Here is a 15,520-nt window from a genome sequence, read left to right as displayed (position 1 = left end):
GGCTTCTATTTTTGAAGCATCGAATATTATGTACCTTGATCGCTGCCTTCAGTGTGTGCATGATCTTATCGGGCTGCTCACAGTCAGCTGAAAGCTCAGCAAAAGGCAAAAAAAGCGCTGAATCAAGTGAACGCATTGTAGCAACGACTGTAGCTGCTGCGGAGATCATGGATGCTTTAGAGGTGGATCTTGTCGGGGTGCCAACAAGTCAAAAATCCTTGCCAGCTCGTTACAAAGGACTGCCGGAAGTCGGCAACCCAATGAGCCCGGACATGGAAATCATCCAATCACTTCAACCGACAGATGTCCTGTCTGTCACAACCCTTCAATATGATTTAGAGACACCCTTTCAGCAAGCAGGTGTCCCTGCCATATACCTAAATCTCGAGAGCATGGCTGACATGGAGAAGGCCATCACGAAGCTTGGAGATCAGTATGACAGAAAGAAGCAGGCTGAACGCATTGTGTCTGAGTTTGAGCAAAAAAAGAAAGACATTCAAGAGAGGACGAAAGGAAAACGCAAGCCGTCCGTTCTGGTTTTGCTTGGTGTGCCAGGCAGTTATTTGGTGGCGACAGAGAATTCATATATTGGTGATCTTGTGCGTATCGCAGGAGGAAAGAATATTGTCAAAGGCGAGAAAATGGAGTATTTGGCATCCAATACGGAGTACTTACAAAAAGCCAATCCAGATATCATTCTCCGGGCCGCACATGGGATGCCAGACGAAGTCGTTCAAATGTTTGATGAAGAATTCAAAACAAATGACATCTGGAAACATTTCAATGCGGTCAAACAAGACCGGGTGTATGATCTCGAAGAAAGCTTATTCGGGACAACAGGCAATTTAAAGGCAGCAGAAGCATTAGATGAATTGACTCGTATGTTGTATCCGTCATAAGCGGCGAATCTTAATGATAAAAGGACGTTCAAGATGAAAAAAACAGGGATTTTATTTCTGATAGTCAGTCTCTTACTGGTCTGCGTATTTATTTATTCAGCCATTACTGGGAGCATTCATGTCACCCCATTTGAATTATTAGAAGGGCTCATCACCGGTCAACATGCACAGGTAGAAATCATTAAAGATTTGAGAATTCCCCGCATGCTTATCGCGATGTTTACAGGGGCCGCCTTATCTGTCTCCGGTGTACTGCTGCAGTCGGTCATGAGGAATCCGTTAGCTGATGCCGGCGTCATTGGCATTTCATCAGGAGCCAGCTTCTTTTCATTAATGGCGATTACAGCGCTTCCTCAATTTTATTTCTACTCTCCTTTATTTTCGGTTTTAGGCGGGGCTATTGCGTGTTTCCTCGTGTACGTTCTGTCTTGGAAGGGTGGTTTAAGCCCGATCCGCATGATCTTGGTTGGGATCGCCATCAATGCCATGTTTACTGGGATGGCTGAAGCATTTGTGACCATTTGCAGCTATTTCAATATCACAATTAATCAGTCAGGGCAGTCGAATCTCACGATGAAAACGTGGGGAGATGTCCGTTTAATCGGTGTCTATGGTGTCGCCGGCCTTGTCGTTGCACTCTTCTTCAGCAGATGGTGCAACCTCCTGGCTCTTCAGGACAAGACAGCGAAAAATTTAGGATTGCGTGTGACCAGAATGCGCCTTTTGATTTCCATCACAGCCGTTTTACTTGCGGCGGTGACAGCTGCAGTAGCGGGCGTGATAGCCTTTGTCGGCTTGCTCATTCCGCATATTTCAAGAAGACTCGTCGGCTCGGATCACCGGGTACTGATTCCATTTTCTGCGTTAAGCGGGGCTTTGCTTATTTTAACGGCTGATACGCTCGGCAGGACGCTTGTGGCGCCAAATGAGATTCCTGCTTCTACGATCATGGCCGTGATAGGCGGGCCGTTTCTGATCTTTTTATTAAGAAGGGGGGACCGTCTCCATGGACATTCGTGAGGTGTCATTCTCATATGATCAGCAGAAGGACATTGTTCAATCGGTCACAACACAGATTGAAAAGGGGAAAATCACAACCATTATCGGTCCAAATGGCTCGGGAAAATCCACACTGCTTTCCTTAATGGCGAATAATCATTGTCCAAATAAAGGGCAAATTCACTTAGACGGGCAAACGCTGCATACGTTCAAGCCAAAGGAGCTGGCAAAAAAGCTCGCTGTCGTCCATCAGCAAAATGAAGCGCCGCTTGATTTAACGATCGAACGGGTCGTGGCATTCGGCAGAACGCCGTACCAGACGATGCGCGGAGGAGACAAGGAAGAGGATGAGAGAGCCATAGAGTGGGCGCTGTCCAGTACAAAGCTAACTGACAAACGAAAGGTGCCGCTCGCCTCTCTGTCAGGTGGAGAGCGGCAGCGTGTATGGATTGCGATGGCGCTTGCGCAAAAAACACCAATCCTTTTCTTAGATGAACCGACAACTTATTTGGATATTTACTATCAATTTGACATTCTTGAGCTGATCCGTGAACTGAATGCCGTGCATGGATTAACGATTGTCATGGTCCTGCACGACATGAATCAGGCTGTCCGCTACAGCGATATCATCATAGCGATGAAGGATGGACAGGTTATCAGTGAAGGACAGCCAAACGATGTGTTAACAGAGGAAAACGTGCGTCACATTTATGATGTGTCCGTCACGATTAGACAGGATGCAGAAACAGGGATGTATATTGTGCCTGTTGGTATATAAGCTGTGCAAAAAGCAGGTGAGACAGTGTGAAACGAGGAAAACGGCTCTGGCAGCGGATGCTGACGATTGTTTGTTTAGGCGTGTTTATTTATAGCGGTACAGCCATCGGCTTCGAACTTTTCGGTTATTATCAAAATCGCCAGGTGCTTGCAAAGGCCCAAACGATGTATGGACATCAAGAAGAAATGACTGAAAAACGGGAGCCGGGAAAGATCCGTTCGTCATTTGATGAGCTGCGGAAGGTGAATGAGGACATTGTCGGCTGGATCAATATGAAGGACACGATGATTCAGTATCCGATCGTTCAATCTCGCGATAATGCGTTCTACTTAACTCGCAATTATTTAAAAAACGACACCCGGGCAGGCAGTATCTTTATGGATTATCGTAATGATGTCCTGCATGAAAGCCCAAATACAGTCGTGTACGGCCATCGGATGAGGGATGGATCCATGTTCGCTGGACTCACAAACTATCTAAAAAAAGATTTCTTCCAAGAGCACCGGACATTTCAGTACGATACGCTGTATCAAAGCTATGAAGCGGAGATTTTTGCTGTGTATGAAACGACGGTGGACTTCGACTATATTCAAACCGATTTTCAAGACCTTGGCGAATATGCGCACTACTTGCAAGCTGTGCGGAAGAAATCAATCTATCAAACGAAGACAGACGTGTCCACAGATGACCTCATCTTCACCTTATCGACCTGTGATCATGTGCTTGCACCTAAAAACGGGCGTCTCGTGGTACAGGCAAAGCTAAAGAAAGTTTACTAGAAAAGGAGAGACAGGCGGTTGAAATTTTCACATGTGATCTTGGCGGGACTCGTCTTGATGCTTCTCCTCGGCGGATGCAGTCAGGCAGCACCTGTAGAGAAAGGGAGCGGGCAAGGAGCACTGAAGATAAAGGATTTTACCGGAAGAACGCTGTCGTTTGATGAATCCCCTCAGCGTATCGTCGCTTTGTCGTCTGGGGACATGAGTATTGTGTATGCTTTAGGCGGTGAGGTGGTCGGCCGGCCAACTGCCGAGTTACCAGACAGCTTACAAAAGGCAAAGTCCGTACAAACGATTGGCACAACGCATCAATTTGATGTAGAGCTGATCACAAGCTTAAAGCCTGATGTTGTGCTTGGAAATGAACAATTAAACAGCAAGGACATCTCTACAATAGAAGGAATTGGTTCACAGCTTCTTTTGACAAGCGCCAATTCAGTGAAGGACATCCAGCGTCAAATGACGTTATTTGGGGAGTTACTTGGGAAACAGCAACAGGCTAAGGCACTCAATGATCAAATTGATGAGCGGAAAAAGCAGGTCAAGCAGCCTGAGAAAAAAGTGAAAACACTCGTTGTGTACGGTGCACCCGGCACATATATGGCGGCGCTTCCTCAATCCTTAAGCGGAGATTTACTGCATATCGCAGGGGGTGCAAACATCGCTGAGAATGAACCGGCACTCGAAAAATTCCCTCAATACGCCCAAATCAATGCAGAAAAGGTGATCGAAGCCGATCCTGATCTCATTCTGCTCATGACACACAGCAATCCTGAAGATGTGAAAGCAGGTTTTATGAGTGAAATGAAACAGAATGCAGCATGGCACGATGTATCTGCTGTCAAGAATGGCCGCGTGGAGGTTCTGCCTAGTGATCTATTCGGGACGAATCCAGGCGCAGACGTCATAAAGGCGATTGATGAACTAGAGAAGAGATTGAAGCGATTGTCATCATGAAGATGAATGCAGAGTTAGATTTTCAAAAAAGACAGTCGAGACGAAGATGGCTGATACCGGGACTGCTTCTTTCGCTAGGTGTGGGCATTTGTTTAGGGCTTGCCTTAGGTTCTGTTCAATTATCGCTGCCAGATTTAATCGCTGCTTTGACGGGATCAGGCCAGCCAGTCCATGAAAAAATCGTCATGGATTTACGCCTGCCGCGCGTTCTCATAGGTTTCATCGTCGGGGCCTGTCTCGCAGCATCAGGGGCCATTTTACAAGGAGTCGTCCGAAATCCACTCGCTGACCCCGGCATCATCGGAGTGACCGCCGGCGGCGGATTAGCTGCTGTACTCAGCATGATTGTGTTTCCGCAATTCACATATCTGCTTCCAGCGGCTGCCTTCCTTGGCGCTTTATTAGCGGCACTTGTTGTGTATATGTTGTCGTTTGATCAAGGGGTTTCACCACTGAAATTGATTCTGGCAGGAGTGGCAGTCAATGCCCTGCTTGGTGCAGTCATGAATGGATTTATGGTGCTTTATAGTGAGCGTGTGCAGGCTGTTCTGCCTTTTTTATCAGGAGGATTAAATGGACGGAGCTGGCATCATCTGAGCTTTGTGTCACCTTATGCGATTGCTGGATTGTGTCTTTGTTTTTTTGCGATCAAGCCGGCAAATCTCCTTTTGCTAGGTGATGAGTCAGCGCAGCTGCTAGGACTTAGAGTCGAGCGAACCCGATTTTTCTTAATTGCACTGGCGGCGCTTTTGGCGGGTGCAGCTGTAAGCGTGAGCGGATTAATTGGATTTGTCGGTCTTGTCGTCCCTCATTTTATCCGCCTTTTAATTGGAGATGACTACCGGTACCTGCTGCCGATCTCAATGCTTGGCGGCGGCGTACTTGTGGTCTTTGCTGATACAGCAGCACGGGTATGGTTTACACCGGTTGAACTGCCTGTGGGGATCCTGCTTGCCTGTATCGGTGCACCTTTCTTCCTCTATTTATTAAAAAAGAAAGGGAGGGGTTAAGTTGGATGTGATTGCGATGGATGACGTGAGCCTCAGTCAAGGAGGCTTTCGGCTGTCTTCTATTTCAGCAGCTGTGCCTAAAGGAAGTGTAACAGGCATTATTGGACCGAATGGGTCAGGGAAGTCGACGTTTATTAAAGCGGCCGCACGTCTTACGACGATTGAAAGCGGCATGATTTATATTCACGATATCCCGCAAAAAGAAATGACAGCACAGGAGATTGCACAGGAAATCGCCGTTCTGATGCAGACGAGAACGGCCATCCCATCGATGACAGTACGTGAGCTGGTCGCACTTGGACGCAGTCCGCATCGTTCGATCTGGAAAAAGAGCTCGAAGACAGATCAGGAAGCGGTAGAGTGGGCGCTTGATGTGACAAATAGCCGCGTGAATGAAAACAGGATGCTGCATACATTGTCAGGCGGAGAAAGGCAAAAGGCGTATATTGCAATGGCACTGGCTCAGAAGACAGAGACGATTATTCTGGATGAGCCTACCACTTACTTAGATATTGCGCACCAGCTTGATTTACTAGAGCTGCTCAAACAGCTGAATGAAACACATGGAATCACCATTTTAATGGTACTTCATGACCTGCAGCAGGCAGCAAAATATTGTGACCGCCTGATTGCGATGAAGCGTGGTCAGGTTTACCAAATAGGGACACCAAAGGAAGTATTAACAGAAAACTTTTTCAAAGAGGTATTTGGGATTCAGGCAGAGGTTCACCTAGATGGAGAGCATCCGCTCATTATCCCAATCGCTTCGATCCAACAACAAAAGGGAGATGAACCAAACATGATCATTGTAAACAACCAGGTTAGAGTAGAAAAAGGCAGTGCAGACCACCTTGTTAAGCGTTTTAACAAGCAGGGACAAGTAGAATTCATGGAAGGATTTTTAGGCATGGAAGTCTGGGTCACGCAGCAGACAACTGATTACGATGAGGTGACCATTCATACCCGCTGGAATCGAAAAGAAGACTTTGTGAACTGGACAAAATCTCAGGCATTTGGAGATGCACACGCTCACGGAAAAGCGAAACCTGAAGGCCTATTAAAAAACAAAATTACGTACTATGAAGTCCAAGTGACAAGACCTGCTTTACAGAAAAAAGCCTAAAAAGAAACACAGCGCTGCGGCCCACATGCAGCGCTTTTTTTTGCGATTTTTTATTTTCCGTCACATATTTTTGACAAAGTATACAAACAACTGACACAATACCATCCAATTTTTAGGTAAAATTTACTTTATTTTTGAAGCGTATGGGTGTAAAGTACAGGTATAAATAACTAACCGAATGAAAATCAAGAGTAAAATTTCACCTAGCGAACCATTTCAAATGGACTTTTATTTGTGAAACATTGAACAAATGGTGAATATTTTGTGAAGTGGTGAGCATGAATCGTTCGGCATGTGAAAGTAAGGGAGGATGTAAGGCTGTGAGTGAGCTGTTTTTAGCAAGATTTCAATTTGCTTCAACGACATTATTTCATTTTATTTTTGTTCCTATGTCAATAGGTTTGGTGTTTATCGTCGCATTGATGCAGACCCTTTATGTCGTCAAGAAAAAAGACATCTATAAAAAGATGGCGAAGTTTTGGGGTCACCTGTTCTTACTTAACTTTGCAGTAGGTGTGGTAACAGGGATTCTGCAGGAATTCCAGTTTGGGATGAACTGGTCAGATTATTCAAGGTTTGTCGGTGATGTCTTTGGTGCACCGCTTGCCATTGAAGCACTTTTGGCCTTTTTCCTTGAATCTACATTTATTGGACTTTGGATATTCGGCTGGGATCGTCTGCCGAAGAAGATTCATTTATTGTGCATTTGGCTTGTTTCCCTTGGTACGATCTTTTCGGCATTTTGGATTTTACTCGCTAACTCATTTATGCAGGAGCCAGTTGGATTTGCCATTAAAAATGGCCGTGCAGAAATGAATGATTTTGGCGCTCTTGTGACGAACCCGCAGCTTTGGGTTGAGTTTCCGCACGTTCTATTTGGTGCACTGGCAACAGGAGCTTTCTTTATTGCAGGAGTTAGTGCCTATAAAATGATCAAAAAACAAGAAATCGCCTTTTTCAAAAAATCATTCCAGATTGCGATGGTCCTCGCTTTAATTTCTGGCTTAGGTGTAGCGTTTTCTGGACATGATCAAGCGAAACACTTAATGAAATCACAGCCAATGAAGATGGCAGCAAGTGAAGCCCTTTGGAAGGATAGTGGAGATCCAGCAGCTTGGACACTATTTGCCAACATTGACACAGATAAAAAAGAAAACTCTGCGGAGATCAATATTCCGTTTGCTTTAAGTTATTTGGCGTATCAGAAGTTCAGTGGAGATGTTCCAGGCATGCTGACACTTCAAAAAGAATATGAAGCAAAGTTTGGCCCTGGAGACTACATTCCGCCAGTGAAAACAACATTCTGGAGCTTTAGAATCATGGTCGGTGCTGGAATGCTGATGATTTTTGCTAGTATGATTGGCTTATATTTGAGCTTTAGAAAGAAACTAGAAACGAACAAATGGTTTTTACGCTTCATGGTAGGGATGATCGCGTTTCCGTTTATTGCGAACTCAGCCGGCTGGATCATGACTGAAATTGGGCGTCAGCCGTGGACCGTCTTTGGTATGATGACGACGGCGCAATCGATTTCACCGAACGTATCGTATGGCATGCTGTTATTCTCAGTCATTAGCTTTACGGCGATGTATCTGATTCTTGCCATTTTGCTTGCCTACTTATTCATTCGAGAAATTAAAAAAGGTGCACATTCTGAAGAGGATACAGATCAAAAGGATGAAACGGACCTGTCTACAGATCCATTTGATGGAGGCGCATATCATGGCATATCTTAACGAGATTTGGTTTATTCTTGTCGCAGTATTGTTTGTTGGATTTTTCTTCTTAGAAGGATTTGATTTTGGTGTCGGGATGTCCATGCAGCTGCTTGGAAAGGACGCGCACGAGCGCCGCATTTTAATCAATACGATTGGTCCTTTCTGGGATGCGAATGAGGTCTGGCTGATTACAGCTGGCGGTGCTATTTTCGCTGCATTTCCTCACTGGTATGCCACGATGTTCAGCGGATACTATATTCCGTTTGCGGTTCTCCTCTTAGCGCTCATTGGGCGCGGAGTCGCCTTTGAATTCCGAGGGAAGGTTGAGAAAGCCTCTTGGATTAAGGCGTGGGACTGGGTGATCTTCTTTGGCAGTCTGCTTCCGCCGTTTTTGCTCGGTGTGTTATTCACGAGTATTTTACGCGGGATGCCAATTGATCAAGACATGAACATGTACGCTGGATTTACGGACTTTGTGAATCTTTACTCAGTGATCGGCGGGTTAGCTGTGACGGTTCTTTGCCTGCTGCATGGCTTGATTTTTGTCACACTTCGTACAGAGGGTGACTTAAGAGATCGTGCAAGAAAACTGGGCCAGCGTGTCCTGCTCATTGCCCTCCCTGTTCTTGTTATATTTGTCGGTGTGTCCATCATTGAAACAGATATTTATACTGTACGCCCGATCATCACCATTCCATTAACTGTGCTGATTGTGGTTTGTTATGTAGCTGCCCTTGTTTTGATGAGAAAAGAACGTGATGGCTGGACATTCTTATTCACAGGCGCAGGCATCATGGTGACGGTGTCCATGCTGTTCACTGCATTGTTCCCGCGCGTCATGATTAGTTCAATCAGTCATTCATTTGATCTCACAATTCAAAACGCTGCATCTGGATCTTATTCACTGACGGTCATGACGATTGTTGCTGTTTCTTTGCTGCCCTTTGTGCTTGGGTATCAAATTTGGAGCTATTACGTCTTCCGTAAACGTGTAAGCGGTAAGGAGCCAATGACCTACTAATGGATAAACGTTTGCTTCAATTAAAAGGAATGAGAGGGCTTCTTGCCCTCTTAGGTATTGTGTCACTCATCCAAGGAGCAAGTATTATTTTCCAAGCACAGTGGCTGGCACATGCCATTACAACGCTGTTTGACGGGAAAAGCCTCTCGCAGGCAACGCCTTATGTCATGCTGTTTCTTGCTGCCTTTGTTGTGCGGCACGGTCTCACCTTGATTCGGGAGAAGGTCATGTTTACCTACTCTTCCCGAATTGGAGCAGACGTCAGAAAGCAGCTGTTAGACCAACTCTTTCGATTAGGGCCTGCCTTCGCAAAGAAAAAAGGGACAGGAAAGCTTGTCACATTAGCAATGGAAGGAATTGCTCAATACCGTCAGTATTTACAGCTGTTTTTGCCGAAAATGGTGAACATGGCAGTGATTCCGGCGATGGTCCTTATCTATGTGTGGACATTAGATGAAACATCAGCCGTCATTTTAATTGTGACGCTGCCAATTTTAATTATTTTTATGATTTTGCTAGGCCTTGTTGCTCAGCGTAAAGCGGCCAAACAATGGAGATCGTATGAGAAATTATCCAATCATTTTACTGACTCTCTCCGGGGCCTTGAGACGCTGCGTTACTTAGGTATCAGCAAAAAACACTCCCGTCATATTGCGGAGGTGTCAAAGCGATATCGAAAAGCGACCATGAGTACACTGAAGGTCGCCTTTCTGTCATCGTTTGCCCTCGATTTCTTTTCCATGCTATCAATTGCAACCGTCGCTGTTTTTCTTGGCTTACGTTTAATTGAAGGAGAGCTTCTGTTATTGCCGGCTTTGACGGCGCTTATGCTGGCGCCGGAGTATTTTCTGCCGGTACGTGAAGTGGGGAATGATTATCATGCGACGTTAAATGGAAAAGAAGCGAATGAAGCCATGCAGGTCATTTTAGAAGAAAAAGGCTTCCGCGCCCAGGAGACAAAATCTGTGCAGCTGAATAAGTGGGATGAACAATCCGTGCTCACGCTGCAGGATGTTTGTGTTCAGCATGACGAACATGCCCCTTATTCCATTCAGGATGTAGATCTCACTGTCAAAGGGAAGAAAAAAATCGGCATCATTGGTGCCAGTGGTTCAGGGAAATCGACGTTAACCGATGTCCTCGGCGGTTTTGTTGAGCCGTCTTCGGGTCAAATCACGCTAAACGGTCAACCGCTCGGTCATTTACAGATGAAGGAATGGCAAAAGGAAGTTGTCTATATGCCGCAGCACCCCTATTTATTTCACATGACATTAAGAGAAAACATTCGTTTTTATGAACCAAATGCAACAGAGGAAGAAGTGGAAAGAGCGGTGCATGAAGCTGGCTTATCTCAGCTGGTTACACAGCTGCCAAATGGGCTGGACGAAGTCATTGGAGAACAGGGAAGAGAGCTAAGCGGAGGACAGGCGCAAAGAATTGCGCTTGCTCGAACTGTGCTGGGCCAGCGGTCCATTATGCTGTTAGATGAACCAACGGCGCATCTCGATATTGAAACAGAGTATGAACTGAAGAAAACAATGCTTCCACTGTTTGAACATAGACTTGTGTTCTTAGCGACACACAGACTCCATTGGATGCCGGACATGGATGAAATCATTGTCATGGATCAAGGAACCGTCGCAGAAATGGGGACACATGAATCATTAATGCAAAGAAAAGGCGTGTATTATCAATTGGTACAGGAGCAAATGGGGGCGGTCACACATGGTCAGTAAAGGCTGGTTTATACCTTATATCAAGGAGAATCAAAAGCTGTTTGCCTTGGTTTTATTTTTAGGAGCCATTGCGGTATTCTCTGCTTCTATGCTAATGTACACATCGGGATTTCTCATTTCAAAAGCTGCGACAAGACCTGAGAATATACTCATGGTCTACGTTCCAATTGTGGCGGTACGTACCTTTGGTATTTCGCGCTCTGCTGCCCGTTATGCAGAAAGGCTGGCAAGTCATCAGCTCATTTTGACAATGATTGAAAAAATGCGTGTACGCCTCTATGACATGGCTGAACGAAGTGCCAAACAGACAAAGCTTGGGACAGGTGAAATGCTTGGACTCTTGTCAGATGATGTGGAGAGATTGCAGGATGCCTATTTAAAAACCATCTTTCCATCCATCGGTGCACTGCTTTTATATGCCGCATCCATTGGAGCACTTGGCCTTTTCTCATGGCCTTTTGCTGGACTGATGCTGCTTTATATGGCACTTCTCGTATTCGTTTTCCCATACGTCACAGTGCTTGTGAACCGGGCAAGACAAATTCAAATGAAAAAAGGCAGAAATGAACTGTACAGCCATTTAACAGATGCAGTCATGGGCGTTAGTGACTGGCTGTTCAGCGGCAGGCAGAAAGATTTTGTGGATGGATATGAACAAAAAGAAGCGCAGCTGTTAGCGCTTGAAGCAGCGAAACACCGATTTATCCGCGTGCGTCAATTTTTGGCACAGCTCTTGATTGGAGGAGCTGTCGTGCTTGTTGTTTATTGGAGCGGCTCCGTCGTTCAGTCAGGATCCATGTCACACACACTGATTGCAGCCTTTGTACTTGTGCTGTTTCCGTTAACAGAGGCTTTTCTTCCGCTGTCAGATGCGGCAGGTGATATTCCCGTCTACCAGCATGCTGTCAGCAGATTACATCATTATGAAAAGCAGTCATATGAAGGAGAAACTGAAAGCGAGGCAGTGAATCAGTCAACCATTTCTCAAGATGAAGCTGTCTGTTTTGATCAAGTGTCCTTTCGGTATGACACGCATCAATATGTCCTTCAAGACCTGTCATTTTCTCTGAAGCAAGGGGAATCACTCGCGCTTTTAGGAAAAAGCGGTGCAGGAAAATCGACCATTTTGAAATTGTTAGAAGGGGCAGTTGTTCCAAATCAAGGGGCTGTCAGCATTCAAGGAAAACCGGTTCAAAGCATTCAAGAGAAGGTGTCTGCCTATGTATCTGTGCTGAATCAACAGCCATATTTATTCGATACGTCTGTTTTAAACAATATTCGTTTAGGATCTCCAGAGGCAACAGAAGAGCAGGTACAAGAAGCAGCTAGACAAGTGCAGCTGCATGATGACATCGAGTCTTTGCCAGAAGGTTATCACACAGGTGTTCAGGAGACAGGGGTTCGATTTTCAGGTGGAGAAAGACAGCGTATGGCGTTAGCTCGAATTTTGCTTCAGGACACGCCGGTTGTTGTATTAGATGAACCCACCGTCGGGCTTGATCCACGGACAGAGCGTGAATTGCTTGAAACCATCTTCCGTGTGTTAAAAGGGAAAACAGTTATTTGGATCACCCATCATCTGACTGGCTGTGAGGCGTGTGACCGCATCATGTTTATTGAAGACGGACGCATTGAGATGCAGGGTCAGCATCAGGAGTTACTAAAAGAAAACAAGCGTTATCAAAAGCTGTATGAAATGGATCGCCCGTTTTCTACAATATAAATGGATGAAATGACAAAAACGTTCGGACAGGAAATCTCTGCCCGAACGTTTTGTGGTTTAAGGGTTTACTTTACCAACACCTGCATTTGATATCACTTCTGATTTCACATTGTTCACGTTAAGCAAAGAGTAGTTATAAGGAGGGTTATACGTACCTGTTGAAGACGTTGGCAGACTGCCTGTGCTGTTAATATACGAGTTGTTGATGACATGCCATGTACCAACTTGACGGCTGTCCCAGCTTCCAATGGCATTTGTGGTGTTTTCAAATACGTTGTGTTCAATTCTCATTTTCGCGCCCATACGTGAGTTAATCGCTGTTGTGAGGATGTTTTTATAATAGTTGTTATAGACATGTCCTTCCCCGAAGCGCATAGACGGTACACGAGAGTTTAGGTTTTCAAAGCGGTTGTTGTGGAACGTAATTTTTCGATTGTAGTTATCGTTATCGGAGCTGCCCATGAGCATTGTTTTCCAGCTGTCATGTACATAGTTCCACGAGAAGGTAATGTAGTCAGAGTCATTTTTTACATCAAATAAACCATCGTAATCATCCTTCCCGGAATTCAATGTGTTGTACAATTCATTATGATCGACCCATATGTTTTTAGAACCGCCTTCGATCCCGATGGCATCCTTGTCACCGATTTTGCTGTGGTGGATTTTCAAGTTGCGGATGATGATGTTATTGGCACGCCATACTTTAATGCCAATTCCATTCAATTCGCCGTTCGTCCCTTTACCGACGATCGAGACATTATTTGTATCTTTCACATCGATTTTATTGGCTGCTGTATTAGAAGGGGTAATGGTCCCGTCTACAACAATTTTTAATTTTTCGTTTGTTCCTTTATTTTTGAGGGCAGCCAATAGTTCATTTCCAGTTTTGACTGTGACGGTTTTACCGCCTTCACCGCCTGTTGTGCCGCCATTTAATGTGGAGAAGCCTTGTTGATTAAAGTTGGCCATAATAGAAGGGCTTTCTGGATATTTGGCTGCTGCCTTTGCCTCCCCGTTTGGTGCAAATAATGAAGTGACGAGACCAACAGCTAATACACCGGCTAACATTGGAATTTTTCTTTTCAAACTCAACATCTCCATTCTATTTTATTTTAATGAAAACGTTTCCAAAATAAGCTGTGATTCAACCACTCCTCCTTCCTTCACAAGCATTGCTTCTTTCGGAATGTAGGATGAGCATAGCATGCAAAAAGGTATCATCGGCTAAGGATAGGCGCAGCGTATTCCATGATTTTCTAGGAAGCTAAGCCAATGATTATTTCATTTTCATCTTCATGAGATAAGGACCATTGTCGATAGGTATGAGGATGACATCTTGATTATGGAGAGGAGGCTCTCCGTTTGGTAGAAAATCAAGATGATTATAAACGCATCATTTTGTTAGAGAAGAAGGAATGCCATAATCATTACATAAGAAAAAATTGGATAAGAAACGAGAATCATAGAAGATATGCTAAAAAATAAGGTCCATTTTAAACGATATTGTCATCCGTGTCGTCTTATGAGTAAGAGAAGAAAAGGAAGGAGGGGCGTGCTTGGAGCAGACAGAAGAGACATTATTGATTCAGCGGGCAAAACAGGGAGATGATGCCGCGTTTACAGCCCTTTATCGGCATCATTATTCATTTCTTTACCGATATATGTTGAAGCTGACCCTTCAACAAGAGCTGGCAGAGGAAATCATGCAAGAAACGATGCTGAAAGCGTATATGAAACTTTCTTCATTTAGAGGAGATGCCTTATTTTCAACCTGGCTTATTTCGATTGCATCTAGGCAATTTTTAGATCACCAGAAGAAAAGAAAACGTGAACAAATGAGAGAAGGAAAAGCAAATCAGGAAGCCATACGCCGCTTTAAATGGGACGTTCAGCAAAAGGGGAACACATGGCATGACATGTGGGATGCTTTAAATGAATTAAAGGCTGAGGAGAGAGCACCGATTATTCTGCACTATTATTATGGATTTACCTACCCAGAAATGGCTTCAATGCTTGGAATGAGAGAAGGCACTGTGAAATCGAGGGTTCATCATGGATTAAAGAAAATTCGAAAGGAGTGGGATTTATGAAGGAAGATCGTTTGACCGAACGTTTAAAAGAAGAGCTGCAGCAGCTAGACGAACAAATTGAAGTGGAAAAGCCAAGTGAGCAGGCTGTCATGATGATGCTGAAACAGGCGAAGGAAAAAGAGAAAAGGCGTTTTAAACAAGAAGTGCTGGCATACGTTTTGATCAGTTTGACCATTCTAGCACTCTTTGCAGCTGCCATTACCCATTTGCCTATCATCTTCATTCTTCTCCAAATAGTGAGCGTCCCCATCTGCTTTGTTGTTGGCTACAAGGAATATCAACATATCAAAGGAGGGTCTTCCGTATGAGTCAGTCGGAAATGATCATCTTATTGTGCGTCTTGCCGTTATTGTTTGCACAGGGCTTTCTTTTATTTATAGATGCAAAGAAAAGAGGGCGTTACAAGTGGTTTTGGGGCATTGTCGGTCTCATTAACTTTCCATCGTCTTCTATTTTATATTGGCTCTGTGTCGTGTTACCTGATCGAAAAAGAGGCGGGAAGCCCCGAAAAGATTGAGTGCATCCGATCAAACTTTTGACCCTTTTTTCAATGGAAAACCAGCTAGAAATTCATCATGATTCATGTATTTGTCAAAGAAAACGGGACGAGAAATATCCGCTCGTTCGTTTCTAGCACATTAGTCATTCCTTGAGCGCTTATTTTTAAAAACAATCGCTGCGGCTGCT

The 15,520-nt window shown here is 44.7% G+C and carries 15 protein-coding genes; 14 read left to right on the top strand and 1 reads right to left on the bottom strand.

Going from position 1 to position 15,520, the window contains the following annotated elements:
- The first annotated feature begins 11 nt into the window (after nucleotides 1-11).
- The 11 genes from isdE (at nucleotide 12) to cydC (ending at nucleotide 12,743) form a co-directional block, all read left to right on the top strand.
- Nucleotides 12-899, top strand: a complete 888-nt coding sequence (gene isdE, locus NSQ25_RS17835) for a heme ABC transporter substrate-binding protein IsdE (RefSeq protein WP_326135927.1) — start codon at nucleotides 12-14, stop codon at nucleotides 897-899.
- A 33-nt stretch (nucleotides 900-932) separates the two neighbouring features.
- A complete protein-coding gene (locus NSQ25_RS17830) occupies nucleotides 933-1,919 on the top strand; it encodes an iron ABC transporter permease (RefSeq protein WP_041118234.1) in 987 nt (328 codons plus the stop codon).
- On the top strand, nucleotides 1,906-2,676 hold the full coding sequence (locus NSQ25_RS17825) for an ABC transporter ATP-binding protein (protein WP_041118232.1): 771 nt from the start codon (nucleotides 1,906-1,908) through the stop codon (nucleotides 2,674-2,676). The genes NSQ25_RS17830 and NSQ25_RS17825 overlap by 14 nt, the downstream gene beginning before the upstream one ends.
- 26 nt (nucleotides 2,677-2,702) lie before the next feature.
- Nucleotides 2,703-3,455 carry a class B sortase gene (srtB, locus tag NSQ25_RS17820; RefSeq protein ID WP_326135926.1) on the top strand — a complete coding sequence of 251 codons (753 nt, stop codon included), beginning with the start codon at nucleotides 2,703-2,705 and terminating at the stop codon, nucleotides 3,453-3,455.
- Nucleotides 3,456-3,473: 18 nt separating this feature from the next.
- Nucleotides 3,474-4,412, top strand: a complete 939-nt coding sequence (locus NSQ25_RS17815) for an ABC transporter substrate-binding protein (RefSeq protein ID WP_268481218.1) — start codon at nucleotides 3,474-3,476, stop codon at nucleotides 4,410-4,412.
- Entirely contained in the window at nucleotides 4,409-5,422 is a 1,014-nt protein-coding gene (locus NSQ25_RS17810) for an iron ABC transporter permease (protein WP_061110257.1), read from the top strand. The genes NSQ25_RS17815 and NSQ25_RS17810 overlap by 4 nt, the downstream gene beginning before the upstream one ends.
- A gap of 7 nt (nucleotides 5,423-5,429) precedes the next feature.
- The gene (gene isdG / locus NSQ25_RS17805; RefSeq protein ID WP_326136001.1) at nucleotides 5,430-6,545 is read left to right on the top strand and encodes a heme oxygenase; all 1,116 of its coding nucleotides are present in this window, start codon (nucleotides 5,430-5,432) and stop codon (nucleotides 6,543-6,545) included.
- Between the two features lie 320 nt (nucleotides 6,546-6,865).
- A complete protein-coding gene (locus tag NSQ25_RS17800; RefSeq protein WP_076840525.1) occupies nucleotides 6,866-8,281 on the top strand; it encodes a cytochrome ubiquinol oxidase subunit I in 1,416 nt (471 codons plus the stop codon).
- Complete coding sequence (gene cydB / locus NSQ25_RS17795; protein WP_041108365.1) at nucleotides 8,268-9,284, top strand: cytochrome d ubiquinol oxidase subunit II; 1,017 nt, start codon at nucleotides 8,268-8,270, stop codon at nucleotides 9,282-9,284. The genes NSQ25_RS17800 and cydB overlap by 14 nt, the downstream gene beginning before the upstream one ends.
- The gene (gene cydD / locus NSQ25_RS17790; protein ID WP_326135925.1) at nucleotides 9,284-11,020 is read left to right on the top strand and encodes a thiol reductant ABC exporter subunit CydD; all 1,737 of its coding nucleotides are present in this window, start codon (nucleotides 9,284-9,286) and stop codon (nucleotides 11,018-11,020) included. The genes cydB and cydD overlap by 1 nt, the downstream gene beginning before the upstream one ends.
- Nucleotides 11,010-12,743 carry a thiol reductant ABC exporter subunit CydC gene (gene cydC, locus NSQ25_RS17785; protein ID WP_268436768.1) on the top strand — a complete coding sequence of 578 codons (1,734 nt, stop codon included), beginning with the start codon at nucleotides 11,010-11,012 and terminating at the stop codon, nucleotides 12,741-12,743. The genes cydD and cydC overlap by 11 nt, the downstream gene beginning before the upstream one ends.
- A 57-nt stretch (nucleotides 12,744-12,800) precedes the next feature.
- Here the strand turns inward: cydC and NSQ25_RS17780 are convergent, their stop codons facing one another.
- Nucleotides 12,801-13,838: a pectate lyase gene (locus tag NSQ25_RS17780; protein WP_326135924.1), complete on the bottom strand. Its 1,038-nt coding sequence runs from the start codon at nucleotides 13,836-13,838 to the stop codon at nucleotides 12,801-12,803.
- 461 nt (nucleotides 13,839-14,299) lie between these two features.
- On the opposite strand from NSQ25_RS17780, the gene sigY reads away from it, so the two are divergent.
- The 3 genes from sigY to NSQ25_RS17765 are packed head-to-tail and all read left to right on the top strand — an operon-like array spanning nucleotide 14,300 to nucleotide 15,350.
- Nucleotides 14,300-14,833 carry an RNA polymerase sigma factor SigY gene (gene sigY / locus NSQ25_RS17775; RefSeq protein ID WP_041118218.1) on the top strand — a complete coding sequence of 178 codons (534 nt, stop codon included), beginning with the start codon at nucleotides 14,300-14,302 and terminating at the stop codon, nucleotides 14,831-14,833.
- A complete protein-coding gene (locus NSQ25_RS17770; protein ID WP_034281336.1) occupies nucleotides 14,830-15,141 on the top strand; it encodes a YxlC family protein in 312 nt (103 codons plus the stop codon). Before sigY ends, NSQ25_RS17770 begins: the two co-directional genes overlap by 4 nt.
- Complete coding sequence (locus NSQ25_RS17765) at nucleotides 15,138-15,350, top strand: hypothetical protein (RefSeq protein WP_034281335.1); 213 nt, start codon at nucleotides 15,138-15,140, stop codon at nucleotides 15,348-15,350. Before NSQ25_RS17770 ends, NSQ25_RS17765 begins: the two co-directional genes overlap by 4 nt.
- Nucleotides 15,351-15,520: the final 170 nt, after the last annotated feature.

The sequence above is a fragment of the Bacillus sp. FSL R5-0512 genome (assembly GCF_038593295.1).
Classification (GTDB): domain Bacteria; phylum Bacillota; class Bacilli; order Bacillales; family Bacillaceae; genus Bacillus; species Bacillus safensis.
The sequence above is the reverse complement of the archived record's forward strand: the minus strand, read 5'-3'. Positions and strand labels throughout refer to the sequence as shown.

Bases quoted from the DNA above. Each gene is read 5' to 3' on its own strand.
- NSQ25_RS17810 (WP_061110257.1), top strand. From the start codon at position 4,409: ATGAAGATGAATGCAGAGTTAGATTTTCAAAAAAGACAGTCGAGACGA.
- cydB (WP_041108365.1), top strand. From the start codon at position 8,268: ATGGCATATCTTAACGAGATTTGGTTTATTCTTGTCGCAGTATTGTTT.
- NSQ25_RS17765 (WP_034281335.1), top strand. From the start codon at position 15,138: ATGAGTCAGTCGGAAATGATCATCTTATTGTGCGTCTTGCCGTTATTG.
- cydD (WP_326135925.1), top strand. From the start codon at position 9,284: ATGGATAAACGTTTGCTTCAATTAAAAGGAATGAGAGGGCTTCTTGCC.
- cydC (WP_268436768.1), top strand. From the start codon at position 11,010: ATGGTCAGTAAAGGCTGGTTTATACCTTATATCAAGGAGAATCAAAAG.
- NSQ25_RS17770 (WP_034281336.1), top strand. From the start codon at position 14,830: ATGAAGGAAGATCGTTTGACCGAACGTTTAAAAGAAGAGCTGCAGCAG.
- NSQ25_RS17825 (WP_041118232.1), top strand. From the start codon at position 1,906: ATGGACATTCGTGAGGTGTCATTCTCATATGATCAGCAGAAGGACATT.
- NSQ25_RS17830 (WP_041118234.1), top strand. From the start codon at position 933: ATGAAAAAAACAGGGATTTTATTTCTGATAGTCAGTCTCTTACTGGTC.
- NSQ25_RS17780 (WP_326135924.1), bottom strand. From the start codon at position 13,838: ATGTTGAGTTTGAAAAGAAAAATTCCAATGTTAGCCGGTGTATTAGCT.